21 protein-coding genes are annotated in these 26,628 nt (G+C 49.4%); 8 read left to right on the top strand and 13 right to left on the bottom strand.

Going from position 1 to position 26,628, the window contains the following annotated elements; genetic code table 11:
* Nucleotides 1–37: 37 nt before the first annotated feature.
* The 3 genes from hisC to hisZ form a co-directional block, all read right to left on the bottom strand.
* Complete coding sequence (gene hisC, locus LC508_RS21460; protein WP_103731216.1) at nucleotides 38–1,090, bottom strand: histidinol-phosphate transaminase; 1,053 nt, start codon at nucleotides 1,088–1,090, stop codon at nucleotides 38–40.
* Nucleotides 1,091–1,093: 3 nt separating this feature from the next.
* Nucleotides 1,094–1,744 carry an ATP phosphoribosyltransferase gene (gene hisG, locus LC508_RS21455; RefSeq protein ID WP_033142109.1) on the bottom strand — a complete coding sequence of 217 codons (651 nt, stop codon included), beginning with the start codon at nucleotides 1,742–1,744 and terminating at the stop codon, nucleotides 1,094–1,096.
* Between the two features lie 123 nt (nucleotides 1,745–1,867).
* Complete coding sequence (hisZ, locus tag LC508_RS21450) at nucleotides 1,868–3,073, bottom strand: ATP phosphoribosyltransferase regulatory subunit (RefSeq protein WP_225305245.1); 1,206 nt, start codon at nucleotides 3,071–3,073, stop codon at nucleotides 1,868–1,870.
* A 302-nt stretch (nucleotides 3,074–3,375) separates the two neighbouring features.
* On the opposite strand from hisZ, the gene LC508_RS21445 reads away from it, so the two are divergent.
* On the top strand, nucleotides 3,376–5,565 hold the full coding sequence (locus LC508_RS21445; protein WP_052099556.1) for an ATP-binding protein: 2,190 nt from the start codon (nucleotides 3,376–3,378) through the stop codon (nucleotides 5,563–5,565).
* A 50-nt stretch (nucleotides 5,566–5,615) separates the two neighbouring features.
* On the opposite strand, the gene LC508_RS21440 is transcribed toward LC508_RS21445, so the two are convergent.
* Together LC508_RS21440 and LC508_RS21435 are read right to left on the bottom strand one after the other, a co-directional pair.
* The gene (locus tag LC508_RS21440; protein ID WP_033142108.1) at nucleotides 5,616–6,146 is read right to left on the bottom strand and encodes a spore maturation protein; all 531 of its coding nucleotides are present in this window, start codon (nucleotides 6,144–6,146) and stop codon (nucleotides 5,616–5,618) included.
* Between the two features lie 80 nt (nucleotides 6,147–6,226).
* Nucleotides 6,227–7,585, bottom strand: coding sequence for an MATE family efflux transporter (locus LC508_RS21435; RefSeq protein ID WP_033142107.1), 1,359 nt, complete (start codon nucleotides 7,583–7,585; stop codon nucleotides 6,227–6,229).
* Between the two features lie 302 nt (nucleotides 7,586–7,887).
* On the opposite strand from LC508_RS21435, the gene LC508_RS21430 reads away from it, so the two are divergent.
* The 3 genes from LC508_RS21430 (at nucleotide 7,888) to LC508_RS21420 (ending at nucleotide 10,822) form a co-directional block, all read left to right on the top strand.
* Entirely contained in the window at nucleotides 7,888–8,808 is a 921-nt protein-coding gene (locus LC508_RS21430) for a nucleotidyltransferase family protein (RefSeq protein ID WP_103731218.1), read from the top strand.
* Between the two features lie 2 nt (nucleotides 8,809–8,810).
* The gene (locus tag LC508_RS21425) at nucleotides 8,811–9,923 is read left to right on the top strand and encodes a phosphotransferase enzyme family protein (RefSeq protein ID WP_181014400.1); all 1,113 of its coding nucleotides are present in this window, start codon (nucleotides 8,811–8,813) and stop codon (nucleotides 9,921–9,923) included.
* 74 nt (nucleotides 9,924–9,997) lie between these two features.
* Complete coding sequence (locus tag LC508_RS21420) at nucleotides 9,998–10,822, top strand: PocR ligand-binding domain-containing protein (protein WP_052099555.1); 825 nt, start codon at nucleotides 9,998–10,000, stop codon at nucleotides 10,820–10,822.
* Between the two features lie 16 nt (nucleotides 10,823–10,838).
* Here the strand turns inward: LC508_RS21420 and LC508_RS21415 are convergent, their stop codons facing one another.
* Together LC508_RS21415 and LC508_RS21410 are read right to left on the bottom strand one after the other, a co-directional pair.
* Nucleotides 10,839–11,402 (bottom strand): chromate transporter, encoded by a 564-nt coding sequence (locus LC508_RS21415; RefSeq protein WP_033142140.1) that lies wholly within the window; start codon nucleotides 11,400–11,402, stop codon nucleotides 10,839–10,841.
* On the bottom strand, nucleotides 11,399–11,980 hold the full coding sequence (locus LC508_RS21410; protein ID WP_118593844.1) for a chromate transporter: 582 nt from the start codon (nucleotides 11,978–11,980) through the stop codon (nucleotides 11,399–11,401). Before LC508_RS21410 ends, LC508_RS21415 begins: the two co-directional genes overlap by 4 nt.
* A 108-nt stretch (nucleotides 11,981–12,088) precedes the next feature.
* Here LC508_RS21410 and LC508_RS21405 point away from each other — a divergent pair, with 108 nt between their 5' ends.
* Entirely contained in the window at nucleotides 12,089–12,979 is an 891-nt protein-coding gene (locus LC508_RS21405) for a LysR family transcriptional regulator (RefSeq protein ID WP_103733284.1), read from the top strand.
* A 225-nt stretch (nucleotides 12,980–13,204) separates the two neighbouring features.
* Here the strand turns inward: LC508_RS21405 and LC508_RS21400 are convergent, their stop codons facing one another.
* The 5 genes from LC508_RS21400 to LC508_RS21380 all read right to left on the bottom strand — a co-directional run bounded on the left by LC508_RS21400 (nucleotide 13,205) and on the right by LC508_RS21380 (nucleotide 21,045).
* On the bottom strand, nucleotides 13,205–14,440 hold the full coding sequence (locus LC508_RS21400; RefSeq protein WP_225305244.1) for a peptidyl-prolyl cis-trans isomerase: 1,236 nt from the start codon (nucleotides 14,438–14,440) through the stop codon (nucleotides 13,205–13,207).
* Nucleotides 14,441–14,537: 97 nt separating this feature from the next.
* Nucleotides 14,538–18,107: a transcription-repair coupling factor gene (gene mfd, locus LC508_RS21395; RefSeq protein WP_103732644.1), complete on the bottom strand. Its 3,570-nt coding sequence runs from the start codon at nucleotides 18,105–18,107 to the stop codon at nucleotides 14,538–14,540.
* A gap of 99 nt (nucleotides 18,108–18,206) precedes the next feature.
* Nucleotides 18,207–18,779: an aminoacyl-tRNA hydrolase gene (pth, locus tag LC508_RS21390; protein ID WP_033144205.1), complete on the bottom strand. Its 573-nt coding sequence runs from the start codon at nucleotides 18,777–18,779 to the stop codon at nucleotides 18,207–18,209.
* A gap of 34 nt (nucleotides 18,780–18,813) precedes the next feature.
* Entirely contained in the window at nucleotides 18,814–19,764 is a 951-nt protein-coding gene (locus LC508_RS21385) for a TIGR03943 family putative permease subunit (RefSeq protein ID WP_033144204.1), read from the bottom strand.
* Between the two features lie 30 nt (nucleotides 19,765–19,794).
* Nucleotides 19,795–21,045 carry a GTP-binding protein gene (locus tag LC508_RS21380; RefSeq protein WP_225305243.1) on the bottom strand — a complete coding sequence of 417 codons (1,251 nt, stop codon included), beginning with the start codon at nucleotides 21,043–21,045 and terminating at the stop codon, nucleotides 19,795–19,797.
* Nucleotides 21,046–21,489: 444 nt separating this feature from the next.
* Between LC508_RS21380 and nhaC the strand changes: the two genes are divergently transcribed.
* From nhaC to hisD, 3 genes are all read left to right on the top strand, one after another.
* A complete protein-coding gene (nhaC, locus tag LC508_RS21375; RefSeq protein WP_033142896.1) occupies nucleotides 21,490–22,938 on the top strand; it encodes a Na+/H+ antiporter NhaC in 1,449 nt (482 codons plus the stop codon).
* A 26-nt stretch (nucleotides 22,939–22,964) separates the two neighbouring features.
* Complete coding sequence (locus tag LC508_RS21370; protein WP_033142897.1) at nucleotides 22,965–23,864, top strand: acetamidase/formamidase family protein; 900 nt, start codon at nucleotides 22,965–22,967, stop codon at nucleotides 23,862–23,864.
* A 69-nt stretch (nucleotides 23,865–23,933) separates the two neighbouring features.
* Complete coding sequence (gene hisD, locus LC508_RS21365) at nucleotides 23,934–25,199, top strand: histidinol dehydrogenase (RefSeq protein WP_033142898.1); 1,266 nt, start codon at nucleotides 23,934–23,936, stop codon at nucleotides 25,197–25,199.
* Between the two features lie 205 nt (nucleotides 25,200–25,404).
* On the opposite strand, the gene LC508_RS21360 is transcribed toward hisD, so the two are convergent.
* Nucleotides 25,405–26,586, bottom strand: a complete 1,182-nt coding sequence (locus LC508_RS21360; protein ID WP_225305405.1) for a MerR family transcriptional regulator — start codon at nucleotides 26,584–26,586, stop codon at nucleotides 25,405–25,407.
* Nucleotides 26,587–26,628: the final 42 nt, after the last annotated feature.

The following is a 26,628-nucleotide window of genomic DNA, read 5'->3' as shown; positions in this document are numbered from 1 at the left end:
GTAACTGTAAGAGTGCTGAACAGTTACCCGTTTATTTTCAATTCAACAGATCATCCAGCACGCGGATAACCGCTTCATTCTCTGTTTTTCTTCCGGCAGTCACACGCAGGTAACCGCTCATATACCGGATGGAAATACTCCTCTTTTTCATCTCTTCAAATACTTTATCCGCGTTTTTCACCTTCATGAAAATGAAGTTTGTGGTTGTCGGATATAAATTCAGGATGTCTGATTTTCTCTCCCTAAGCCCCAAAAGCTCCTGATACAGTTCATCCCTGGACTTCTGGATCGAACGGATACAGCTCCTGATGTAATCCGGACGATCCAGAATGGCACAGCCCACAGCCTGTGTCAGAGAGTTCACATTATACGGTGACTTCAGAGCGTGCAGGATATCTGTCAGCTCTTTGCCGGCGGCGGCGAATCCGAGACGGATGGCGGCCAGACCCAGGGCCTTGGAACATGTCTTCAGCACAATGAGATTATCGTATTTTTCTATTACGTCCAGAACAGAGCCTTCCGCAAAATCCATATACGCTTCATCCACGATCACCAGGGCGTCCGTACCCTCGATGATGGTTATGATGTCATCCCTGGACAGCTTCAGGGACGTGGGGTTGCAGGGGTTGGAAAATATAAGCAGCCTGGCATTCTTCGCTTTCGCCCGTTCCAGAATATCCGCAGCACTGGTCACCATATCCTCTGCCTTCTGCAGGGCTTCCACACGGATGTTGTTCATCTGCGCATAGAAGGTGTACATGGAGAAATCAGGCAGGGCCACCAGCATGGTGTCCCCGCTCTCCAGAAAATTAGGCACAATAAGGGAGATCAGTTCATCCGAACCGTTTCCCGCGGTCAAAAGTTCGGGCTTCACGTGAAAGAAACGTCCGAATTTCTCACAGAGCTTTGTGGCAAAGGGGTCAGGATAGCGGTTAAATTCCACCTGCTCCACAGCCTTCAGCACATCCCTGCGGATATCATCCGGCAGATTTTGAAAGCTCTCATTGGCATCCAGGCGGATATCGTATATCTCTGTTACCGGTTCATATATCTCCAGCCGTTTTAACTTCTCCGGAATCGTATATGCCATGGTCTACGCCTCCTTTTCCCTGCGCTTCTGCACATCATTTTCCATCTTGTCGATCAGACACTCGATCTCTTTTTTCCGCAGCTTCATGCTGGCAATATTTACGATGAGTCTGGCGCTTACAGGGCATACGTCCTCAGCAACCACCAGGCCGTTCTCTTTCAGTGTGGTTCCCGTCTCCACGATATCTACAATGGCATCTGCCAGCCCCAGAACAGGAGCAAGCTCAACACTGCCCTCTATCTTTACAATATCCACATCCATACTCTTCTGCTCGAAGAAGTTCTTCGCCACATTCACGTATTTGCTGGCAATGGTCAGGTTGTGGTAGCCCTCGTACAGGTTCTTTCCTTTTACAACTGCCAGGGCAAACCTGCATTTTCCGAATCCCAGGTCAGCCACTTCATAGAAGGTGCCTCCCTTTTCCATAATGGTGTCTTTTCCCACAACACCCATGTCGCAGACGCCGCTTTCCACATAGGTAACCACATCGGCAGCCTTTGCAAGCACCACCTCGATCTCGCCGTTTCCTATGGGCATGATCAGTTTTCTGCCCTTTTTCCGCGCGTTGGTACAGTCATATCCCAGGCGCTCCAGCATATCTATTGTTTTACTCTCCAGACGCCCTTTTGTCAGGGCGATTCTAATTGGTTTCATTTTTCTGCCTCCCAGTGTTTGTTTCAATCCACGCACGGTAATTTTGCACAGTGCGGTCACATCTTATCTAGGGCCGTACCTGTTTTCTCAGGATAACTCAGGATAAATAACCGGATGACTCGGTTATTTGCCGGAAGTTGTACGGGTTAAACAAACTGTGATATCTTCTCCCACCAGGTGTACTTTCGGTATCCCTCTCATTTTCGCATAATCAAAGGCTTCTTCCATGGTATCAAAAACACAGTTCTCCGTCAGCACGCCCTGGTCCTCCAGTGTCCTGCGATGGTGGACTGCTTTTGATAAAAATTTCATATCCGGTGCGAATACCAAAACCTCCGGTATGGCTTCCGGCATAGGCTGAACCTTCTGGCTTGCCAGGTCCACATTGATGCAGAAGCCCACAGAACAGTGGTCTTCCCCAAACTCCTTAATGAGCGTATCGTAACGCCCGCCGGACAGCACCTGCTCCCCGATTCCCCGGAAATATCCCCGGAAAATAAGATCTGTATAATACTCTGCCAGGTTCACAAGGCCCAGATCAATGATCACTTTATCTCCCAGTCCCAGTGTCTGCAGATATTCATAAATACCCTTTAAGTAATCCAGGCTCTCACGGGCACCGTTCTCATCAAACAGTTCATATGCCTTTTCAAACACCTCAGACCCGCCGAACAGTCTCGGCAGTTTCAACAGCGCCTGTGCAGCGCGGCTGTCCTGGTATTTTCCCAGCATGTCTGTGAGGGAGGCATAATTCTTCTGTTCGATCTGGAAACGTATGTCCTCCTTGGTATCCTCATCCACATCCAGGCTGTCCATGATGGCCTTAAAGTATCCGATATGGCACAGCTCCAGGCGGTATTTGCCTCCGCTTATGATATCCAGGCTTCTGGATGCCAGCTCTACCACTTCCAGGTCGCTTCGCAGAGGCACTCCGCCGATCAGTTCAATGCCCACCTGGTTGATCTCCGTACTCTTTCCCTTCAATTCCGGGAACATACGGTAAATATTCTGGTTATAAAATAAACGGAGCGGCATCGGCATCCCCTTTAACCGGGTAGCCGCCAATCTGGCCGCGGGCACTGTACAATCGGGACGCAGTACCATAAGCCTTCCCTTATGGTCTGTAAGTTTGTACATGGTCTCCTTTGGCAGATATTTTGCCGCCTTTCCAAACACATCATAAAATTCCAATGCAGGTGTCATCACCCGCCGATAACCCTGGGCTCCAAACAGGTCCTTAAGGGTTTTTGTCACCTGAGAACGCTGGTCACACTCTCCAAACAGCAAATCTTTTGTTCCGTCCGGTGTTACCTTATCATAATATCTCATCTGCTGACCCTGCCTTTCTGCGTTATTTTTCATACTGTATGCTGCACTTTTGCTGCTCTTTATTCTGTATAATGTCATGTATGCTCTGCCTTATAAGTATATGTATTGTGCTTCGTTCACTTTAGCGTGCTACCATAGTAACATCTGACTATAAAGTTGTCAACACGCTTTTTGAGAAATTCCGGATGTTTATTTAAAAAAACACCCTTCCTCTTATATCATTGCAACCGCCCACCCCCATATGGTATACTGAATACAGGTAAATACGCGGAATCACCGCTAAAAAAATAATCGGGGGTTATATGTTTAAGAAGCGGAAAACTTTCATCCTGAGCACCACGACTGCTGCCGTTCTGGTACTTATTATCGCTTTCTATTTTTTCCAGCAGATACGCCTCGGTGTGGAGAGGGACAACCTGAGCAATCTGTCCGCATTCGGCACCCAGCTTGACGCACACTTCGATCAGATGAACAGCAAATATTTTTCTGTCCTGGAAAGCTGCCTGGAGGCTGCGAACCGCAACGGATATGTCAGCCGGGAAGATATTCTTGACTATTTCAAGGGCAGACAGAATATCTGGAAATACCGTACTGCCGGGATCATGGATAAAGAGGGCGGGTACATGACTGTTGACGGAGACACCGGAAGCCTGAAGGACCTGAGTTTTCAGGAAAAGAAAGCCGGATACATTGATAATGACAGCATGACTATTGTGAATTTTGGAATCGGGGATGAACTTTTATATTATGTGGAACTTGAGGAAAGCATGGAAAGCGCCTCAGAAATAGCGGGTATCTTCATGACACCTGCTTTTGACGAGCTGGAATATCTTCTGGCTCTGAATGTATATACGGAAGAGAGCTATGCCACGGTCATAGACAAAGAGGGAAATATCCTTCTGAAACCGCACTATGAATACTCCATGATGATAACAGACAATTATCTGGACAGTCTGGCGCAGTCCGACCTGAAGGGACCGAAGCCGGATACTCAGCTTAGAAATGACATGGCTGCCTGCGCATCCGGTTCCCTGATCTTTTCCTGGATGGGCAAACGCAATTATCTGGTGTATATGCCCGTAGGCAACAGCTCCTGGTACCTGCTGGTCACAGTGCCGGCCAATGTGCTGGAGACCACCACCCGCTCTTTCCGGAATTTTATCATTGCCGCTGTGCTGGTGACGGTTGTTCTGCTGTTGTGTTTCTGTACGATTTACTTTACGGGACGGCAGCGCATTATTGATGAAAAAAACAAAGAGATACTTGCCAAAGAGCAGATAAGCAAAAAGAAACTGGAGGCAGCACTGGACGAAGCCAAACGGGCCAATCAGGCGAAGTCCGTATTCCTGTCCAACATGTCTCACGATATCAGGACGCCTATGAATGCTATCATCGGCATGACGGGGATCGCCCTTGCCCATATTGATAAAAAGGAAAAAGTACGGGACTGCCTTGAGAAGATTTCCTCCTCCTCTGCGCATCTGCTTTCCCTGATCAATGATGTCCTTGACATGTCCAGAATTGAAAGCGGAAGGCTGACACTGAACAGCGAAAGTTTTAACCTGAAGGAACTGCTCGATACTCTGTCGGGAATCATCCAGCCCCAGATCGCCAGCGGGAATTTTGACTTTACTGTGGATATGGAGGAAGTCAAACACGAAGACCTGATCGGCGACCCGCTCCGGTTCAAGCAGATGTTCCTGAATATAGTGGGAAACTCTGTAAAATTCACGGACCCGGGCGGCAGAATCCGCGTGAAGGTACAGGAAATCCCCTCCGGTTCGGATGATACCGTGCGGTTCCGCTTTATCTTTTCAGACACGGGCATTGGCATGTCTCCGGAGTTTCTGCAGCGGCTTTTCCAGCCCTTCGAGCGCTCCGACGCACCCAGAGCTTCCCATATGGAGGGAACCGGCCTTGGCATGGCCATCACCAAGAATATCGCGGAAATGATGAACGGAAATATCCGTGTTGAAAGCAGGGAAGGTGAGGGAACTACCTTCTATATTGAACTGCCCTTTAAAAAGGATGTTCCCCATACCCTCCGGCCTGATCCCTTCAAGGAACTTCCCTTTATGTCCGCCACCGAATCAGAGAAACAGGCAGATTATTCAGACCGCCGCCTTCTTCTTGTGGAAGACAATGAACTGAACCTGGAGATAGCCAAAGAACTGATCTCCGTCACAAATGCCCGGATAGACACAGCAGTAAACGGGCAGGAGGCACTGGACATGGTAACCTCCTCTGCACCCGGATATTACAGCCTTGTGCTGATGGATATCCGTATGCCTGTCATGGACGGATACGAAGCGTCACAAAAGATACGCAGTACAGGCAGACCGGATCTGCAGGAGCTTCCTATCATCGCCATGACAGCCAACGCATTCGCGGAGGACAAGGAGCAGGCGCTGGAAGCCGGAATGAACGGCCATGTGTCTAAGCCCATCGACCTGCGGGAGCTGTATCGTATCCTGGAGAAATATCTGGCGTAAAAAAGGAGCCCGGCATGCCGGACCCGTAACATGTGTTTTTCCATGGCTGTCTACACAGTCATCATCCCCGCCAGCCATACACTGGCCGCAATGCCTGCAAGTGTTGCAAGCAGAGCGCCGGGTATGGTATAGCGGGTATTTTTTACCTTTGCAGCTATAAAATAGACGGAGACGGTATAGAAAATAGTCTCCGTACAGGACATCATCACAGAGGCGATCAATCCAATCCTGGAATCCGTCCCGAATTCTTTGAAAATATCCAGTACCAGTCCTGTGGCCGCGCTGGAAGAAAACATTTTCACTATAGTCAGCGGAACAAGCTGGGCCGGGAATCCCACTGCTCCGGTCAGCCTGCCAAGCTGTCCGCCCAGCATATCCAGAAATCCAGATGCCCGCAGAACCCCCACGGCCACCATCAAACCTATGAGGGTGGGGAGAATCTGCACAACTGTCTTCAGACCATCCTTTGCACCTTTCACAAAATCCTCGTACACATCACATTTCATCAGGATTCCAAATCCCACTATGTAAAACAGAATAAGCGGAATGATAACTTCCGACAAAAAGAGCAAAATCCTCATACACTCACCGGCTGTCCCGTCTTTCTTCTAGTTTACGCGAAAGCCGCTCAAAAAAGTACCGGTATTGCAGCCGTTCCGGATCAGCCGCCTTTCACCACATTTTTCTTCCATCTTCCGGACAGCAGGAACCACACGATCAGAACCAGGCTGCCCGCTGAAGCTGCCGGAGCGCCGATTCCCACACCCATGATTCCCATTCCCATAATACTGCCGAAGAACACGCTGGCCGGAATCCGCAGAAGCAGCGCGGAGAGCATGGAATTCATCAGTGTAAATGTGGTGTGTCCTGTGGCGATAAAAAGACCGTTCAGACAGAAGCAGAGCGGCACGAGCAGGTAATCAAAGCTGAAGGTACTGATATATTCCACACCGATCTTTATCATCTCCGCATTGCTGCTGTCAAACAGCCGCAGGATATCCTCCGGGAATACTCTGACCAGAATGAAAATAAGGTAACTGCAGACCACTGCGGCCAGGGTTCCCACTCTGCAGGTCTTCTTCACCCTGTCCCACTGCCCTGCCCCTACATTCTGGGCACACATGGTGGAAATGGAGCTTCCCATAGCCACTGCAGGCATAATGGCAAACCCGTTGAATTTTCCCACTACACCAACGGCCGCGGATGCATTGACACCTCCAATGGAGTTTACCAGTGCCGTTATGATCAGAAAGGAAAAGCTGGTCACTCCATTCTGAATGGCTGCCGGCGTGCCGATCTTAAAGATCATCTCCAGCTCCCGTTTATAAATGCGGAAGGAGGAGGGGCGGAAATCAAAGACAAACCCGTTCTTTACCATATAGATAATGCACAGGATCATACTCAGCGCCTGGGAAATCACGGTGGCAACCGCGGCACCGAAGGCTCCCCATCCCAGGCCCGCCACCAGTACCAGGTCCAGGACGATATTGGTCACACAGGCGATCAGGACAAAATAAAAGGGCCTTTTGCTGTCCCCCATTCCTCTCATAACTGCTGACAGCACATTATAGCCGAATATAAAGATAATACCCGTCAGAGTCACCGTCAGATAGCGGCTGGCCTCCTCAAAGGATTCCTCCGGTGTGCGGATCCACCCCAGTATCTGTGTTTTCAGAAGAAGGGACACCACAGTAATGATGACAGCGGCGCAGATCAGGGTGGTCATCAGTGTTGCCACGGCCCTGCGCATCTCCTCCCTCTTCTGCGCCCCCAGATACTGGGCTATGAGTACGGTTCCTCCTGTACAGAGCCCTACTACAATATTCGTCAGAATAAATGTCACCTGGCCTCCGATATTCACGCCGGACATACTGACCGTACCGCTGAAATTTCCCACGATCAGCATATCCGCTACATTATAACAGGACTGGATAATATTGGACACCAGAAACGGGACGGCAAACAGGATCAGCTGTTTTACCACATTTCCCTTAGATAGATCTTTCTCAAAACTGCTCATATTTCACAACTCCTCTTTAGCATATCACTGTAAGCCTTCCGGATCTCTGCGGCAGACAGCATGGTATGTCTGCATGCTTTTCACCTGACTTTGCCGCTATTCGGGACTGACAGTTCCGTCTTTTATTATGAACCATATATCTTTTTTCTGCAATCCTTTATCTCTCATTGGATATTAGCACTATTCTTCTTTTTATCCGATAATGCTAATTTTGATACGAAATTCCATAGAATCCATACCTGTTTTCGATATAATAAGAATTAACAAAGCAAAGCACACGAAAGGAAAAGGAGAAGGTAGATATGATGACATTGGTGATTATGGCGGCTGGTATGGGAAGCAGATATGGCGGGCTGAAACAGATTGATCCGGTGGGAAGACACGGGGAATTTATCCTGGACTACTCCGTCTACGATGCCGTCAAGGCCGGATTTGACAAGGTGGTATTTATCATTAAGAAAGAAAACCTGGATGTATTCCGTGAGACCGTGGGAAAACGCCTGGAAAAAGTCATTCCGGTGGAATATGCGTTCCAGGAGATCACAGAGGTTCCCGAGGGCGTGAAGGTTCCCGAAGGCCGCACCAAACCCTGGGGCACAGCCCATGCGGTGTGGAGCTGCAGGAATCTGGTGGACGGTCCTTTCGCTGTCATCAACGCGGATGATTTCTATGGAAGGGAAGCATTCAGGCTGCTTCATGATTTCTTCCTGGAACAGCCCGAAGATACCTCCAAATATCATTACTGCATGGCCGGCTACCTTCTCAGGAATACCCTGACGGAAAACGGCCACGTGGCAAGAGGTGTGTGTACTGCTGACAACGGATATCTGACCACGGTTACCGAGCGGACCAAAATACAGCGGAACCAGGGACAGACACAATTTTACGAGGAGGGCCAGGGCTGGACGGACATTGATGAGAACAGCATTGTGTCCATGAACTGCTGGGGCTTTACCCCTGATATATTCGGTGAGATCGAACTGCAGATGCAGAAGTTCTTTAAAGACAGCACAGACGGCCTTGCGAAAAAAGAATTTTTCCTGCCCTCCGTTGTTCAGGAGCTGATGGATGCCGGAAAATGTGATGTAAAGGTTATGGACACCCCAGCCAAATGGTATGGCGTCACCTACCATGAGGATAAAGAAAAAATTGTAGCTTTCATTGAGCAGATGATCGGCGAGGGCGTATACCCGGAAACCCTCTGGAACGGAAAAGGAGAATGAAAATGCTGGATAAGATCAAAAACGAAATTGTAAAATCTTTCCTCTTTGACGGTGACTTTATCTACGCGGAGCCATTTGGATGCGGACATATTAACGCCACTTATGCCGTGTATTTCCGACGGGAGACAAAACCTCCCGTGCGTTACATTCTGCAGGCAGTCAACACCACTATTTTTACAGACCCTCAGGGCCTGATGGAGAATATCCAGGGCGTCACCTCCCACCTCCGGAAAAAAATACAGGAGCAGGGCGGTGACCCTCAGCGTGAGACACTGACACTTGTCCCCACGCGTGACGGGAAGCTCCTCTACGAGGACAGTGACGGCGGATTCTGGAGAAGCTATCTTTTCATTGAAAATGCTACCTGCCACCAGTCCGTGGACCGTCCGGTACTCTTCACCAACGCGGCAAAAGCATTCGGACATTTCCAGAAGCTGCTGGCTGACTATCCGGCTGATACGCTGCATGAGACCATTGCGGATTTCCACAATACCGTGAACCGATATGAGCTCTTTGAAAAAGCAGTGGCAGAAGATAAAGCAGGCCGGGCTGCCTCCGTAGAAAAAGAGATCCGGTTTTTCCTGGACCGGAAGGCGGACGGTGCTGTTGTGGTAGACGCCATTAAGGAAGGACGCCTTCCCCTGCGCGTTACCCACAATGACACCAAATTAAATAACATTATGATGGACAATGATACCGACGAGGGAATCTGCGTCATCGACCTGGATACCGTTATGCCCGGTTCCGTGCTCTATGATTTCGGTGACAGCATTCGTTTCGGCGCAAGCACCGCTGACGAGGATGAACAGAATCTTTCTCTTGTCTCTATGGATCTCGGTCTCTTCGAGGCTTACACAGCCGGTTTTCTCTCCGAGGCAGGTGCATCCCTGACAGATGAAGAGATCCGCCTTCTCCCGTTCTCCGCCAAACTTCTGACCCTGGAGTGCGGAATGCGTTTCCTGACAGATTATCTGAACGGAGATACCTATTTCCGCATCCACAGGGAGCATCACAACCTGGACCGCTGCAGGACACAGATCACGCTTGTGGCGGATATGGAACGGAAGATGGAGGAAATGAAGAAGATCGTGGCTAAATATGTAAACAGAACTTGACTAATAGAAAAAACTGGCGTAAGATACGGACAATCCGATTTTACACCAGTTTTTTTATGCAAAGGAGAAAACATATGGAGCAGTCCCTGTCTATTGAACGTATACTGAAAGAGCTATATCACATATCCGGTTTCCGCATCAGCATTTATGATACGAATTTCCGGGAAATTGCCGCCTATCCCAGGGAACTGGGATGCTTCTGCGGTCTGATCCAGAAGCATCCGGAGGGAAAACGCCTCTGCGTGGAACATGATACCATGGCCTTTGGACGTGTGCGCGAACAGGAAAAGCTCCATATCTATAAATGTCATTTCGGACTTTATGAGGCTGTTGCCCCTCTGTACAGCTTCGGCACCCTCACCGGTTATCTGATGATGGGACAGACGCTGGAGGCCGGACCGGATGCAGACCGGACGCCTTATGAGATGGCCCTTCCCCTTGTAACCGATGCCAATGCCCTTGAGGAGGCCATTGCCGGCATTCCTGTCCGGGAACAGGGGACCATTGACTCTCTGGTAACCATCATGGAAGTCTGTGCCCAGTACATTACACTCAGCAACCGTATGAATCTGTCTAAAAATGAGCTTGTCAGTGAAGTGCACAGCTACATCCAAAAGCACTATGACCAGAAACTCACCATTGATGACCTTTGCCGCCAGTTTTTCTGCAGCCGGGCCTCCCTGACCAGGAAATTCAGGGAAACCTATCACATTTCCATCCATGACTATATCTGCCAGGTACGTCTGGAAAACGGATGCAGACTCCTCCGGGGTACGTCCCTCAGCATCGGAGAAATCGCGTTTTCCTGCGGCTATGGGGACCAGAACTATTTTACCCGGGCCTTCTGCCGGACCTATGGGATGACACCCATGCAGTACAGGAAAAAGGAAACGATATAATCGGCCTGTGTTTCCATCACATTCCGCTTATGATCCCAATACACAGATTCAGGACGCCGCACAGGCTCATGACCAAAATGGGATTCCATTTCAGTTTTCGCAGCACCGCAAAAGCTGCCAGAAACAATCCCGCCCCGACCCAGTTGACTGCTTGCAGGCTGATCCCTGAGCCCGCGAAAAGCACCACGCGCAGTATGGAGATACCTGCCGCCGCAATGAGGGCCACCACAGCCGGTCTCAGACAGGCCAGTACAGACTGCATGGCAGATACGCCTTTGTATTTGTAATAAATGTAGGCCAGCAGGGATACGATCAGACAGGATGGCAGAATGCAGCCAAAGGTGGCGATGACAGCCCCCTGCCAGCCGGCTATCCGGATTCCCACAAATGTGGCAGAATTGACAGCTATAGGGCCGGGAGTCATTTCCGCTATGGTGATCAGATCTGTAAACTCACCCATGGTCAGCCATTTATGCGCCTCCACCACCTGATTCTGGATCAGGGGCATTGCCGCATAGCCGCCGCCCACACTGAACATTCCCACCTGAAGAAAGCTTAAAAACAACTTTATATAGATCATGCTGTCTTCCCCTTTCTGTATATCCATAATGCCTTCCCTGCCCCGATGATACCGGCAGTCAGAATGATATAAATGACATTCACGTCAAAGAAGAAAGTAGCTGCAAAGGCCGCTGCCATAATGCCAATGCTGAGTCCGCTTTTTTCTTTGAACACATTGCTCCCCAGCCCGCATACCACATCGAGGATCACTGCGGCAACACCTGCCTGCATCCCCTTTAACACCAATGCCACATACACATTGCTGGCAAATGCTGCATAGAAAAATGATATAACGGACAGGATGAGCATGGGCGGAAGAATGGTCCCCAGCACCGCTGTCAGCATCCCGGCAAACCCGCACACACGCCAGCCCACTAAAATAGCGGCGTTTACGGCAATGGCCCCCGGTGAGGACTGGGCAAGCGCCGCCAGATCCAGCATTTCCTGCTCATCTATCCAGTGGAGTTCATCCACAAACTTTCTCTTCATAAATGTGACAATTACAAATCCCCCGCCAAATGTAAAACTGCTGATATACAGAGTACTGAAAAACAACTTCAGCAGCAGATTTTTTTTCTTTGTCTCTGTCTTTTCCATTTCCTTATAATGCCTCCTTTTCTTCATCATATCCCTTGTGTATCAATATGTAAAATGCTATTATTTTATTGATATAATATCATTTTAGTTATGAATCGGAGGAAAAACATGACGATAAGACATATGAAGATTTTTCTGGAGGTTTACCGGCTGGAAAATATCACACAGGCAGCGAAAACCCTTCACATGACACAGCCTGCTGTTACTAGAACGATCCAGGAGATCGAACAGCATTACGGGGTACGATTGTTTGACCGGATGAACAGAAGGCTGTTCGTAACGGAAGCCGGGCGGCAGTTCTATGCACAGGCACTTCATATTGTGGAGTCCTTTGATAGGATGGAAAAGGGACTGCTGAACGGGGACGCGTTTGGTGTGCTACGGGTGGGGGCAAGTATTTCCCTCGGGAATTTTTTTCTGCCTGATCTGGTAAGTGCATTTTGCAGGGAGCGGCCGGACATGAAGGTTAAGGTGATGATCTCCAATGCGGGGAACCTGCAGAGAGGGCTGCTGAATAATGAGCTGGATCTTGCCCTGATCGAAGGGGGGATTTCCGAGCCTGAGCTGGAGACACGGGCTTTCTCAGAGGACAGGCTGGTGCTCATTGTGCCTGTGGGGCATGAGCTGGCGGTTAAAGAGAAGGTGTTTGTAAGGGATTTAAAGGAGTATGATCTTCTTGCAAGGGAGAAGGGGAGCGTGGGCAGGACACTGGTGGACCATGTGTTTGCAGTGAGAGGGATGACGCCGGAGCCTCTCTGGGAGAGCGCCAGTACGCAGGCGATCATTAAAGGGGTGCAGAAAGGGATTGGTGTGGCAGTGCTGCCGGAGATGCTGGTGGAGAGGGAAATATCGGAGGGAAGGGTTTGTAAGAGGGAGATTGAGGATGAGGGGTTTGAGAGGGTGCATTATGTGGTATGGCATAGGAATAAGTTTTTGACGGATGGGGGGAGGAGGTTTATGGATATGGCTGTGGAAAAGGGAGGGCAAAAGGGACGGTAAAAGAGGCGCGGGGCCGGGGGCGGGAAAGCATTCCAGGCCTGCTCGAGGCTCCGAGCGGCTCAGCCTCGCCTGCCTGGAATGCTTTCCCGCCCCCGGCCCCGCGCCTCTTTTACCTGACTTTGGATGCGGCTGGAGTAAAAAAACTGCAGGGGTTCAGTTGGTTGGCTGGACCCTGCAGTTTTAGTTATTCGGTGGATAGTGATTACCCGGTATTTAAAGATAGTGTTACTCGGCGTTTGCTGCGTCGGTGTTGTCAGTGTCAGTGGCTCCGGTATCGCCTGTATTGGTGTCGCCGGTGTCAGCGGTTCCGGTATCGCCTGTGTTGGTGTCGCCGGTGTCAGTAGCTCCGGTATCGCCTGTGTTGGTGTCGCCGGTGTCAGCGGCTCCGGTGTCACCTGTGTCGGTGGTCTCAGGCTGTTTGAAGGTATAGGAGTCGGAATCAGTTAAGGTTACTTTTTTCCAGACTTTTTTGTCTACGTCTATTTTGGTGTCTTTGCCCCACTCTTTCAGGAGGTCATTGTAGGCTTCCTGTTTGCGCTCGGTGACGATGCTTTCTTTTTTGGACTGAGTGGCGTCCTCGTCGAAGGTGGCATCCATGCGGGCAACATAGTAGGCGTCCTCGCCTTCAATGACTTTAGGGGCTACCTGTCCGTCGGTCAGGGACTTAACGGCTTCCTTGAGTTTATCGTCCAGGGCAGTGTCGTCGCTGCCGAAGGTTTTGGTGGATGCAGTCAGGTTCTCGTCCACCTCTTTGGCAAGGGCATCCATATCTGCGGCTGCCGGGTCTTCCTGGGCATTGATTTTGTCAAGGACGGCCTGAGCCTGATCTTTTTTGGCCTGTTTTTCTTCATCGGTCAGTTCCACGGTTTTGCCTTCCTCATCCTGGGTTCCGGCTGTGGATATCTGGCAGACGGTTATTTTGCTCTGTGCAGCTTCGGAATCCTCCACGTTGGTGTCCACATCAGCAGTCATGGGGTCGTACATTTTTTCCTGGTAGGTGTAGAACTCCAGGATGGTTTCAATATCAGACTGGCTGACAGCCAGCTTGGCAATGGTGTCTGCATCGTTGTCATCCATGAATTTCTTGGCTGCCTCTTCGATTTTTTTCTGCTCGTCCTCTGTGATGGTCACGTCATAGTCCTTGGCATGCTGTTTTAAGAGTACCATGTTATGTATCTGGTCCATCATGTCGTCTTTGGTGTTTTCACCGTAAGTTTTGCCGTCCTCGCCTTCCTGATCCCAGATTCCGGCTGTGGAGCCGCCGAACATGGAATAGTATGAGGCCATCTGTGCCTGTGTCATGCGAAGCATCATATTGGCCGTTCCCAGAGTTATTTTATCATCACCGCAGGTAGCAGCTATTTTCGTTCCGTCCAGTGATTTCCCGCAGCCAGCAAGGCTTGTGGTTCCCAGAACCACTACAAGTCCCGCGCAGGCGAGAGTTTTTGTAAATTTATTCATAAAGTCCTCCTGTGTTTTCCTGTTTCCCCAAGGGGTATGAGATAAAGCATCGGCCATAGGGTGCGCCGACGCTTTATAGTATAAGCTTTTTTTCCGTTCAGGGCAAGGGATTTTCCTCTTTTTCCTGTAAAATCCCCTCAAATTCGTGGAGAATACCGGACAATATTTCCATAGCGTCCAGAATCTCTTTTGGCCTGCGGCCCTTTAAAGATACCAGGAAATATGGCTGGCCTTCCATACGCATGGTCATGTTGTTCTTATATTTTTCCAGAATAGCCGGGAATCCTGAAGCGTCCAGTTCTGCACGCTCAAACATGGAAATTTTCACCTCTGTGCCGTTCTGTTTGATCTCACGCACATAGACTTTGTGGGCAAGGGCCTTCAGATTGGCGATCGCCAGCAGGTTCTGTACGGATTTCGGCGGCTCCCCGAAACGGTCCATGAGCTCCTCCAGCATATCCTCGTACTCCTCCTGGTTCTCTATGCCGGCAATGCGTTTGTATATGTCCAGCTTCTGGTATTCGTTTGGAATGTAGCGGGGAGGGATGAAGGCATCCATATCCATGTCGATGGTTGTCTCGAAGTCCTCCTGCTGTTTGATTCCTTTTGCCTCCTTTACCGCCTCACTCAGCATCTTGCAGTAAAGGTCATATCCCACTGCCTCCATATGGCCGTGCTGCTCCGCGCCCAGTAAGTTTCCGGCACCGCGGATCTCCAAATCACGCATGGCGATCTTGAAGCCGCTTCCCAGGTCCGTGAACTCACGGATGGCATGAAGGCGTTTTTCCGCCACTTCCTTGAGCATTTTGTTCCTCTTATACATGAGGAATGCGTAGGCGGTGCGGTTGGAACGGCCCACGCGGCCCCTGAGCTGATAGAGCTGGGACAGGCCCATCTGGTCCGCATCGTGGATGATCATGGTATTGGCATTGGAGATGTCCAGACCCGTCTCAATGATGGTGGTGGAGACAAGCACATCAATCTCACCGTTGATAAAACCATACATGATCTTCTCCAATTGATGCTCGTGCATCTGTCCATGGGCAAATGCCACATTTGCCTCCGGGACCAGCTTTGCTACCCGGTTGGTGATCTCATCTATGTCATTGACCCGGTTATAAACGTAATAGACCTGGCCGCCCCGGGCGATCTCCCGGCTGACAGCTTCCCGGACCATCTCCTCATTGTACTCCATGACATAGGTCTGTATGGGAGTTCTGTCCATGGGGGCCTCCTCCAATACGCTCATGTCACGGATACCGATCAGGCTCATGTGCAGGGTTCTCGGAATAGGAGTGGCTGTCAGCGTGAGAACATCCACATTTTCCTTCAGACTTTTAATCTTCTCCTTATGGGTCACGCCAAATCGCTGCTCCTCATCCACGATGAGAAGGCCCAGGTCTTTGTATTTTACGTCTTTTGAGAGAAGACGGTGGGTGCCGATAACAATGTCCACCAATCCCTTCTGCAGATCTGTTATGGTCTTCTTCTGCTCCGCCGGTGTTTTAAAACGGCAGAGCAGGTCCACACGGACCGGAAAATCCTTCATTCTCTGGATAAAAGTGTTGTAGTGCTGCTGTGCCAGAATGGTTGTGGGGACAAGATACACTACCTGTTTGCTCTCCTGCACGGCTTTGAAAGCTGCCCGGATGGCGATCTCTGTCTTGCCGTATCCCACGTCGCCGCAGACCAGGCGGTCCATGATCTTCCTGCTCTCCATATCGTGTTTTGCAGCATCAATGGCATTTAGCTGGTCTTCCGTCTCCTCAAAGGGAAACATCTCCTCAAATTCCTTCTGCCACACTGTGTCAGGCCCGTACTGATAGCCGTTCTGGGACTGTCTGGCAGCGTAGAGCGCCACCAGATCCTTGGCAATGTTCTTTACAGCGCCTCTTACCCTTGTCTTTGTCTTCTTCCACTCCTGACCGCCCAGTTTGTTGAGTTTCGGCGCTTTCGCATCCGCTCCGGCGTATTTCTGCAGCATATCAAGCTGGGTTGCCAGAATGTAAAGATTGCTCCTGCCGGAGTATTCGATCTTAATATAATCCTTAACGATTTTGTCTACCGTGACCTTCTCAATGCCGCGGTAAATACCAAGGCCATGATTTTCATGGACTACATAGTCGCCCACATTCAGTTCGGAAAAGCTCTGGATCTTCTTTCTGCTGTACTCAGTCTTCTTCCTGCGCTTTTTCTTCTCCTGCCCGAAAATATCGGTTTCGGTGATCAGGACAAATTTGATCAGCGGGTATTCAAATCCGCGCTTTGCGTGGCCGTAGGCGGTCATGATCTCACCCGGGGATATGGTTCTGTCCATGTCCTCCGTGTAAAAACTGTTGAGTTCCTGTTCCTGAAGGTCCTGGGCAAGCCTCTGGGCCCTTGTCCTGGAACCGGAGAGGAGAAGCACCTGGTAGCCGTTCTTCTTCCAGTATTTCAGATCTTTAACCAGCAGCTCAAAGCTGTTGTTATAGGAATTCACAGATTTTGTGACTGTGCGGTACTGTCCGTTTATTTCCCAGTCTGCTTTCTGCTGCTCCATGGTACAGACGGATACACAGTTTTTCCGGTTCAGACGGTAGACCACCTTTTTCCATCCGCACAGCAGGTCTGTCTGACCGGCAAGGAGGTAGCCTTTTTCCAGGCGGTTCTTCATGCTCTCCCGAAATTCTGTCTCCACAGCCTCCCCTTTTTCCAGAAGACGGTTTGTCTCATCCAGGAATACAAGGGTATTATCCTCATCAAAATAGTCCAGAAATGTCACAGGCTCCTTATAAAAATAACGGATAAAGTGTTCTGCTGCCGCAAAGTCCTCGAACTCCTTCATGGCATTTACCGCTTCCTCCACCGTGTTTTTAAGTCTGCCTGCCTCCTCTGTGAGAAATGCCTCCCGGAGCTTTTTCACAGATGTATTCTTTTCCTTCTCAATGGCCTTTAAGCCCTTTTCCAGTACCTCCTGGGTCAGCACCATTTCCGCCGCGGGATAGATGGTGATCTCCTCCAGATTTTCTATGGAGCGCTGGCTCTCTGTCTCAAAGCTTCGGATAGAATCAATCTCATCGCCCCACAATTCTATTCGAATAGGGTTTTCCTCCGTGAGAAGAAACAGGTCCACAATACCGCCGCGGATGGCAAACTGTCCCGGCGCTTCCACCTGGGCGCTGTACTCAAATCCCATGTTGATCAGATCTTTTTTCAGCTTTTGAAGGTCCAGCACACTGTCATTTTTAAAATGCAGCACGTGCTGCTCAATGACGGACAGCGGCAGCAGATAGTCCATGCAGCCGCCCATACTGGTGATGACGGTCACACCTTTCTTCTGCAGAAGGGCTGCGATCACCTGCATCCTCTGTTTCGTCAGCAGATTTCCGTGGATATCTGCCTGGAAGAAAATCAGATCCTTTGCAGGGTAGAGAAGCACCTCCCTGTCGTAAAAACGGTAATCCTCATAGAGTTCTTTTGCCTTCAGGTCATTTTCGGCAATGATGAGACAATTGGTATTGTCCCGCTTCCCGTCCTGCCTCATGCCCTCAAACAGGCCGTACATCACATGGGCTTTCTGGGATTCAATGCAGCCGGACAGCTGCAGAACACCCCTGTTCTTTGGAAGGCGGCTTCTGATTTCCTGATATTCATTTAAATTTAAAAGTGGCTGTATGACTGCTTGCATATCCCTCTCCTGTTACCCGGCATTTATGTGCAGATATCCGCCCCGCCGCAAAACGGTTTTCATAGGCGGATACCCGCTGTAATCCATTTGACTGAATCATTACTTCTTTTTTGCATTATATTTGTTCATGGCAGCATCTATGCCTTCGCTGAGTATCACTTCCACTGCATCCGCAGCCTCCCCGATGGCTTTATCCACTTCCTCCCTCTCCTGGGTGGAAAAGCGGCCCAGCACATAATCAGCCAGATCCCAGCCTGCCGGTTTTGCACCCACACCCACCTTGATACGGTAAAAATTCTGGGTGCCGAGCTGTGCGATAATGCTTTTCATTCCATTATGCCCTCCGGCGCTGCCTTTTTTCCGGATGCGTATCTGTCCCGGCTCCAAATCTATGTCATCGTAAATGACGATCAGCTCTGTCTCCGGGTCTATTTTATAGTAATTGATGAACTCCCGTACAGAATCACCGCTCAGGTTCATATAGGTAAGGGGCTTTGCCAGTATCACTTTTTCACCGGCGATCATCCCTTTGCCGTACATTGCCTTGTGCTGGATGCCTGATCCGGGAATCCGATGCCGGTCAACCAGCTCGTCCACGGTATCAAACCCCATATTGTGGCGGGTTCTCTCATACTGTTTTCCCGGGTTTCCAAGTCCTGCAATTAAATACATGTGGTTGGTTCTCCTTAGTTATTTCCTCGCTTTTTTAGTTGAAATATACCAGTTCTTCTTTCAGCGGCTCTGTCTGTTCCACGGATACTGCGGTGAGCACAGGACCCTCTTTATTGTAGAAGTCCATATACTCATAATCCACTTCTGCCACAACCTTCACCCATTTTCCTGTTCTTAAAGAACGTGCTTCCGGGCTTTTGCAGACATAGCCGATAAATGTGGTATCATCCGCACAGCAGGTCATAGCCATACGGCCGGGCACAAACATATCTTTCGCAAATTCTCTGGATTTTAAAACCATGCCTGTGAAAGAAACTTTTTTCCCTTTGTAGGTTTCCGGATGGTCCATGGCGTCAATGAACCAGATGCCGTAATCCTCGTCCATGATCTCAATAATATCTGCGTTTACGTCAAAAGGCATTTCATCTTCAAAAATATTTTCAATCTCGCCTTCCTCATCCTCGAAGATGATTTCTGCTGCCTGATTCACTACTTTCACACTTCTGCGGAAGGTTGCCAGCGGCATACCCTGCTCGCAGCGGTTAAAAAGAACCATGTCCGCATTTCTTATCATTTCCACAAAAAGGGATTTCATGTTGTTCATATACACCTGGAAGGTGCTGGCATCCACCGTCACAATGTGCTGGACGATTCCCCAGCCTTTCGGCATATCCATCTCTTCCAGTTTACTCAGCTGCCACATGCCATTGTATTCAATAATAATGCGGGCCGGATTGTAAAATGCATCGTATGCCACAAGACGCTCCGGCGTCAGTTCCTCGGGGTTGTCCAGGATTTCCACAGAAGTCCTGCTCTTTTTTAATGCCTGTTTGTCAAACTCCTCCTCACCTTCCTCACAGAGGATCAAAAGTGTGGGGCCGTCTATCTGAAAATAATCCTGCTCAATGGTAAAATTCAGGAAAGAGGTCTTGCCGCTCTCCAAAAATCCTGCCATGAGATAAATAGGTACTGTAATTTCATCCATTTTTCCACGTCCTTTCCCTAGAGCTTGTTCTTATGCCAGTTTAAAAAGTTTTTCCAGACTGCTTTCTTTGAGCTTGGAGCCGATCACACAAATCCTGCCCGTATATTCCGGTGAACCTTCGCGCACATCTGCCTCGCCCGGTACCATGTCAAAATAAATCCAGCTTCCGTTTTTGCCTTCTACCATTCCTTTTGCACGAAGGATCATGCCGTATTCCTCATCGTCTGACAGTGCTTCCAGAATAGCATGGATTTCTTCTTCTGTGTAAGTTTTGGCTGTCTCGCGTCCCCAGCTGGTGAAAACTTCGTCTGCGTGATGGTGATGATGGTCATGGTCATGGTGGTCATGGGTGTGACCGCAGCCGCAGGATTCGGTGTGGTGGTGGTCGTGATCACATTCCTCTTCATGGTGATGCTCATGGCCGCATTCCTCTCCGTGGTGATGGTCATGACTGCATTCCTCTCCATGGTGATGGTCATGATCACATTCCTCTCCATGGTGATGCTCATGACCGCATTCCTCTCCATGGTGATGCTCATGACCGCATTCCTCTCCATGGTGATGCTCATGACCGCATTCCTCTCCATGGTGATGCTCATGACCGCATTCCTCTTCATGATGATGCTCATGGTGTCCGCCGCATACCGGGCATACTTCCTCTTCCAGAAGCTCTTTTTCCAGAGAACGGTTATTTTCCATGGTATCCAGAATTTTTGCCCCGGATAATTTTTCAATCGGTGTTGTGATAACTGCAGCCGACTTATTCAATCCGCGGATTATCTGAAGGGCTGCGATTACCTTCTCCTCTGCCGCTTTGTCCGTTCTGCTCAGGATAATAGTCCCTGCATACTCTATCTGATTGCTGAAAAATTCACCAAAGTTCTTCATATACATTTTGCATTTCATAACATCCACAAGTGTTGTGAAGCTGTTGAGTTTTATGTCAACCTCTCCTTCCACTTTTTTAACTGCTTTGATCACATCGGAAAGTTTTCCTACACCTGAGGGCTCAATGATAATACGGTCCGGCTCATACTTCTGAATCACCTCTTTTAAAGCCTCCCCAAAATCTCCGACCAGGGAACAGCAGATACAACCGGAATTCATTTCACGAATCTCAATTCCGGCCTCCTTCAGAAAACCGCCGTCGATACCAATCTCTCCGAACTCATTTTCAATGAGCACTACCTGCTCGCCTTTGTATGCCTCTTTCAGAAGCTTTTTAATCAAAGTTGTCTTACCTGCTCCCAAAAAACCCGAAAAAATGTCAATCTTTGTCATCTCTGTCTCATCCTTTCAAAATTAATTTTATTTATATTGTATCTGAGTATGTCTGAAACTTATTATCTGCCTGTAGATCCAGCCAATTTCATATCCGTCCACGGCCGGTATCTCCCTGCCCGCCCATAACACGGTAAAAGGGGACGAAAGTACCACTTCCGCCCCTGCTGTGCATGAATTTGTCCAAAACGCTTTTGCGTTCTTATCATATTATCATATGTTGATAGAAATTAGCAAGATTTTTTCGTCCAGAAAAATAGCAATTTTCTGACACGCTGTAACAGTACAGACAAGCTGAACCGTTACGACACACTCTGATACAAAATATGGAGTATACTCCATGAAATCCTTCTTTTTCCTTGTTGACATTGGTTTTACAGGCTATGATAGTCTTAATTCATCAAAAGCTGAAGCGTTTTTCAGTAAGAATGGAGGAAAAGATTTATGAATGCAAAAGAAAAAGTGAAGAAAGAGCCTACCCTGCTCCTGGCTCTGACACCGGTAGTGCTGACTGTCATCATCCTGATTTTTTCTGTGTCTGTGCTGAAGGTGGATGTTCAGGTTCCGCTTATACTGGGTACCTGCATTACGGCATTTATTGCCATTGTCTTTCTGGGTTACACCTGGCAGGATCTGGAGGATGGAGCCATTGAATCGCTGAAAAGTATCATGCAGGCTGTGCTGCTGCTGATCATCATCGGCGCTACCATTGGAACCTGGATCGTGGGCGGTGTAGTTCCTGCACTCGTTTACTACGGGCTGCAGATTCTCACGCCTGCCTTCTTCCTGGTGGCCTGTATGATCCTGTGCAGTATTGTCTCCCTTGCTGCAGGCGGTTCCTGGGCTACTGTGGGCACCATCGGCATTGCCCTTGTGGGAATCGCAAAGGGACTGGATATTCCTGTCGGTCTGGCAGGCGGTGCCATTATCTCCGGTGCCTATTTCGGTGATAAAATGTCTCCCCTGTCCGATACCACGAACTTGGCTGCTGCCATTGCGGGCGCAAAACTCACAGACCATATCAAACATATGATGTACACCACTGTCATTGCCTATGGTATTTCCATTGTGGGCTTCGGCATCATCGGTTTCCGTTTTGCCGGACAGGAGTTAGACCATGGACAGATCAACGGAATCCTGGACGCTCTGGCTGCCAACTATAACATTACCCCCTGGCTGCTCCTGGTACCTGTCATTGTAATTGTCCTGATTGCCCTAAAAGTCCCGGCTATCCCCGGTCTCTTCGCCGGAACAGTGCTCGGTATGATCTGCGGGATTGTCTTCCAGCATCAGGATTTATCCATTGTGTTCAATGCAGTACAGAACGGTGTTGTAGTTGAGACAGGCCATGCCATGGTAGATGAACTTCTCACAAGAGGCGGACTGATGAGCATGATGTGGACGGTTTCCCTTATCATCTGCGCCCTGTCCTTCGGCGGTATACTGGAATGTACCGGCATGATGAGCGTAATCGCCAACAAACTGCTGGAATTTGCCAAAAATACAGGCTCACTGGTGCTTGTCACCATTATCTCTGCCCTGTTCTGCAATGTACTCCTTGGAGACCATTGCATTGCCATTGCCATTCCGGGCAGAATGTTCAAGGATGAATACCGAAAGCGCGGACTTGCCCCGAGGAACCTCTCCCGTGTACTGGAGGATGCCGGCACTGTCACTTCCCCGCTCATCCCCTGGAATACCTGCGGTGCCACCATGTCCGGCTTCCTGGGTGTGCCCACACTGACCTATCTGCCTTACTGCTTCTTTAATATCCTCTGCCCTATCGTCTCAGCCATCTTTGGCTTTACAGGGCTGACCATCATGAAGCTGGAGGATGACCCTTCTTCTGACCAGTATGTGGAAAAGAAGGGAAAACGCCTTGTTAAAGAATAAAAATGTTTGTTTTCTGGAGGAACTTTATGAAAAATCTTAACCGGGACCAAGTGATCTATACCATGAGCAGAGAGCACGCTCCTGTTCTCACAGTTAAAAACGGTGAAACCGTCACAGTACATACCTATGACTGTTTTAAAGACAGGCTGATCCCAGATGACAGCTCCTTTGACTCTCTGCTCTTTGATGAGTTAAACCCCGCCACAGGCCCCATTTTTGTTGAAGGCGCCAAACCGGGGGATACCCTGAAAGCAGAGATCCTGGATATCTCCCTCGCCCCCACAGGCGTAACGGAAATTGATTCTGAATTTGGCTGCCTTGCTCATTTGGTGAAAACCCCTGCCGTCAAACGTCTGCCGGTAAGAAACGGAAAGATCGGCTTCAGCCCCAGGCTTTCCCTTGACTTAAAACCCATGGTCGGTGTCATCGGCGTAGCCCCGGCAGGACAGGCTATCCCCACAGATACACCTGATTCCCACGGCGGAAATATGGACTGTACCCAGATTAAAACAGGTTCCAGTATTTATTTCCCTGTTGCTGCAGAAGGTGCGCTTTTATCCCTGGGTGATCTTCATGCCTGCATGGGCGACGGGGAAATCGGAGGCTGCGGTGTGGAAACCGCAGGTGAGGTCACCTTAAAACTGACCGTGATCCCCAATCATCAGAAACCTTACCCTGTTGTTGTCACTGACAAAGAGGTTATGGCTGTTGCCTCCTGCAAAACAGTGGATGAGGCCTGGGCAAAAGCTGTGGAGTACCTGCATGATTACATGGTAACCGAAACAGAACTGACCTCTGATGAGGCGATCATGCTCCAGTCCATAGCTGCAGACCTGTCCATCTGCCAGACTGTAAATCCGAACAAAACGGTGCGTATGTCCATCCCCTTAAAATATCTGGAGGCATACGGATACCGGCAGAAATAATCTGCTTGCCAAAGCATTTCCCTCTCTTGTATACTGGATGTAACAACCAGCTGCAAGGGAGGGATTTTTTTGGAATATTTGAAAAAAGCAAAGCCTGTGGACCGTCAGAAGCAACAGAATCTGGAAGCCGAAGTCCATGCCATTATCAGGGATGTCTCCGCAAGGGGAGACAGAGCTTTGATTGAATACAATACACAATTTGACGGAAATACACGCACAAGCCTGCGCATTTCCCCGGAGGAAATCCGACGGGCCTATGATCTTACTTCCCCTGCATTGATCGAGGACCTGAAAACCACGGCACAGCGTCTGGAGGATTTCGCCCTGAAACAGAAGGCTTCCCTGCACGGTTTTTCCGATTATGAAATATCTCCGGGCATTTTTCTCGGACAGAAGATCATTCCGGTGGACTCCTGCTGCTGTTATGTTCCGGGCGGCGGGTATCCGCTGTACTCCACTGCCCTGATGATGGGCATTACTGCCCGGACAGCAGATGTAAGAAGAATTGCCATGTGCACGCCTGCCGTCAACGGGACAGACAGTGTCCACCCTTCCACCCTGGTAGCCATGGATATTGCCGGAATCCGTGAAATATACGCGCTGAGCGGTGCCCATGCGGTTGCCGCCTTTGCCTGCGGAACAGAGCAGATAGAACCTGTGGACATGATCGTAGGCCCGGGCAACCAGTATGTGACAGAGGCCAAGCGCCAGTGTTACGGTCGTATCGGTATTGACTTTCTGGCCGGCCCCAGTGAAATTCTGGTTATCGCTGACCGGGAGGCAGACCCTGCCTGCATCGCGGCGGACCTTCTCTCAGAATCTGAACATGACTCCCAGGCGATTGCCCGGCTGATCACCACAGATAAGACACTTGGGCTTGAGGTGATCCGTCAGGTGGAAAAGCAGCTTCCCGAGCTTGAGACAGAGGACATTGCATCCGCCTCCTGGAACACCTGCGGTGAAGTTATACTGGCAGACTCCCTGGATGACGCATGCCGTCTTGCCAATGCCTTTGCCCCGGAACATCTGGTGCTGCAGTTTGCCGGTGCAGAGGCCTATACGGATAAATTTAAGAATTACGGTTCCCTGTTTATGGGAAAATATTCTGCTGTTGTATACAGTGACTATGTAAACGGCATTAACCATACCCTGCCCACAGGAAAGGCTGCCCGGTACAGCGGCGGTGTCTGGATCGGTACCTTTTCCAGGGTCTGCACGACCCAGCGGCTGACAAAGGAGGCTGCTCATCAGGTTGCAGCACTTGCCTCCCACCTGGCGGAAGGGGAAGGTTTCCCGGGACATGCCAATGCTGCAGCCATACGGCTGAAATCCTGAAAAGGCTTGATTTCCAGTTTCAGTCTACGCCGTAATTTTTCTGAGTACGGCCATATTTTAAATAGAAAATCCCATAAACTTTTTGCAGGATGAAACAAACAGGCCGATGACCGAAAGAATCCCCTTCCGGTCGTCGGCCTGTTTTTTGTGCATCTGTCTTCTGTGTGGCTGTCCTCTGTACTGCTGTCTTCTGCGTGGCTGTCTTTTATGTGACTGTCTTTTGTGCCGCTGTACTTTCCTCTGCTTTGACCTCATACAGCAAAAGCTGGTTCCCTTTTCCCACTTCCACCGGACATTCGATGGTACGCTCCTTTATAAGGGCATATCCATTCCCTTTCATTTCCTCAAGGAACTGTTTTTTATCAAATATTCTTCCTTCATTTTTTCCGGAGAAATAGCAGCCTATAATCTCGCCGTTTTCCTTCAGATATTCCAGCATCCGGCCGGACATAGATTCCCCGCGGCATGTTTCTCTGTAATTCGAGCTGAAATAGTCGATCAGCAGATCCACGCTTCCCTTTTTCAAAGGATAATTACCGCTTCCATCGGCAATATACAGAATGTCAAGGTCAAGCTTCAGGTACTCAATCCTCTCTTTGTACATTCTGAGCACCTGTGGATAACGGTCTGTAATGATGAACAGCACACGGTTCTCTATTTTTCTAAAATGCGTATACAAATAAAAAAATTCATTGATATCCGTCTCCATAACCACCCTGTCATAGAGCTGCATCCCTGAAATACGATGAAGGAGAAAGTTATAGCTTCTCTGCAGCATCGTCACCACAGATGCGGGAAGATCTTTATATTTTTCCCGCTCCAGATCCGCACCCCCGTCCGCTTCATCTGCCGCGCTGGGTGACAAAATGATCCCGTCCCTGATCTCAAGGGCATATCCGCAGGAACAGGCCAGTTTTCCATTATAAATATATCTGCTGTTCATCTGCACCTGCTCAACGGCAAAGGCTTCTCCGCAGAAAGGACAGCGCAGGTATTCCAACGCTTTTAGGGGAGCGCCCACTAGCACTTTATCCCCTGCTGTCTCGATGGCAAAGGATTTCTCTTCCTCTTCTATACGCGCAATCTCATCTTCGATATTTTTAATATCCTTTCGCAGGGATTTTTTCTTTTTGTCCAGAAGAATCAGGTACTCGGCTATTTCCTGGGGTTCTACCCAGTTGGAAGTGCGCCGCAGAGACAAAACTTTCTGGATCTCTTTCAACAGGAATCCCATTTCCTTCAGCTTATGAATCCAGCGGATGTCCTCAATACTGTCCTCACTGAAATCATACAGATTCCCATGTCTCCCGGGAACCAGAAGGCCCAGCTCCATGTAGTAGCGGATTGTATCCTGGGATATATGCAGTAATTTTGAAACCTCACCTATTTTGATACAACCTCACCTCTCTTCTCACCCGGATCGCTGCGC

The sequence above is a fragment of the Blautia parvula genome (genome assembly GCF_020215665.1).
In the GTDB taxonomy this organism is placed as follows: Bacteria; Bacillota; Clostridia; order Lachnospirales; family Lachnospiraceae; genus Blautia; species Blautia celeris.
Note: the sequence above shows the minus strand (reverse complement) of the source record. Positions and strands in the feature narration are given on the sequence as shown.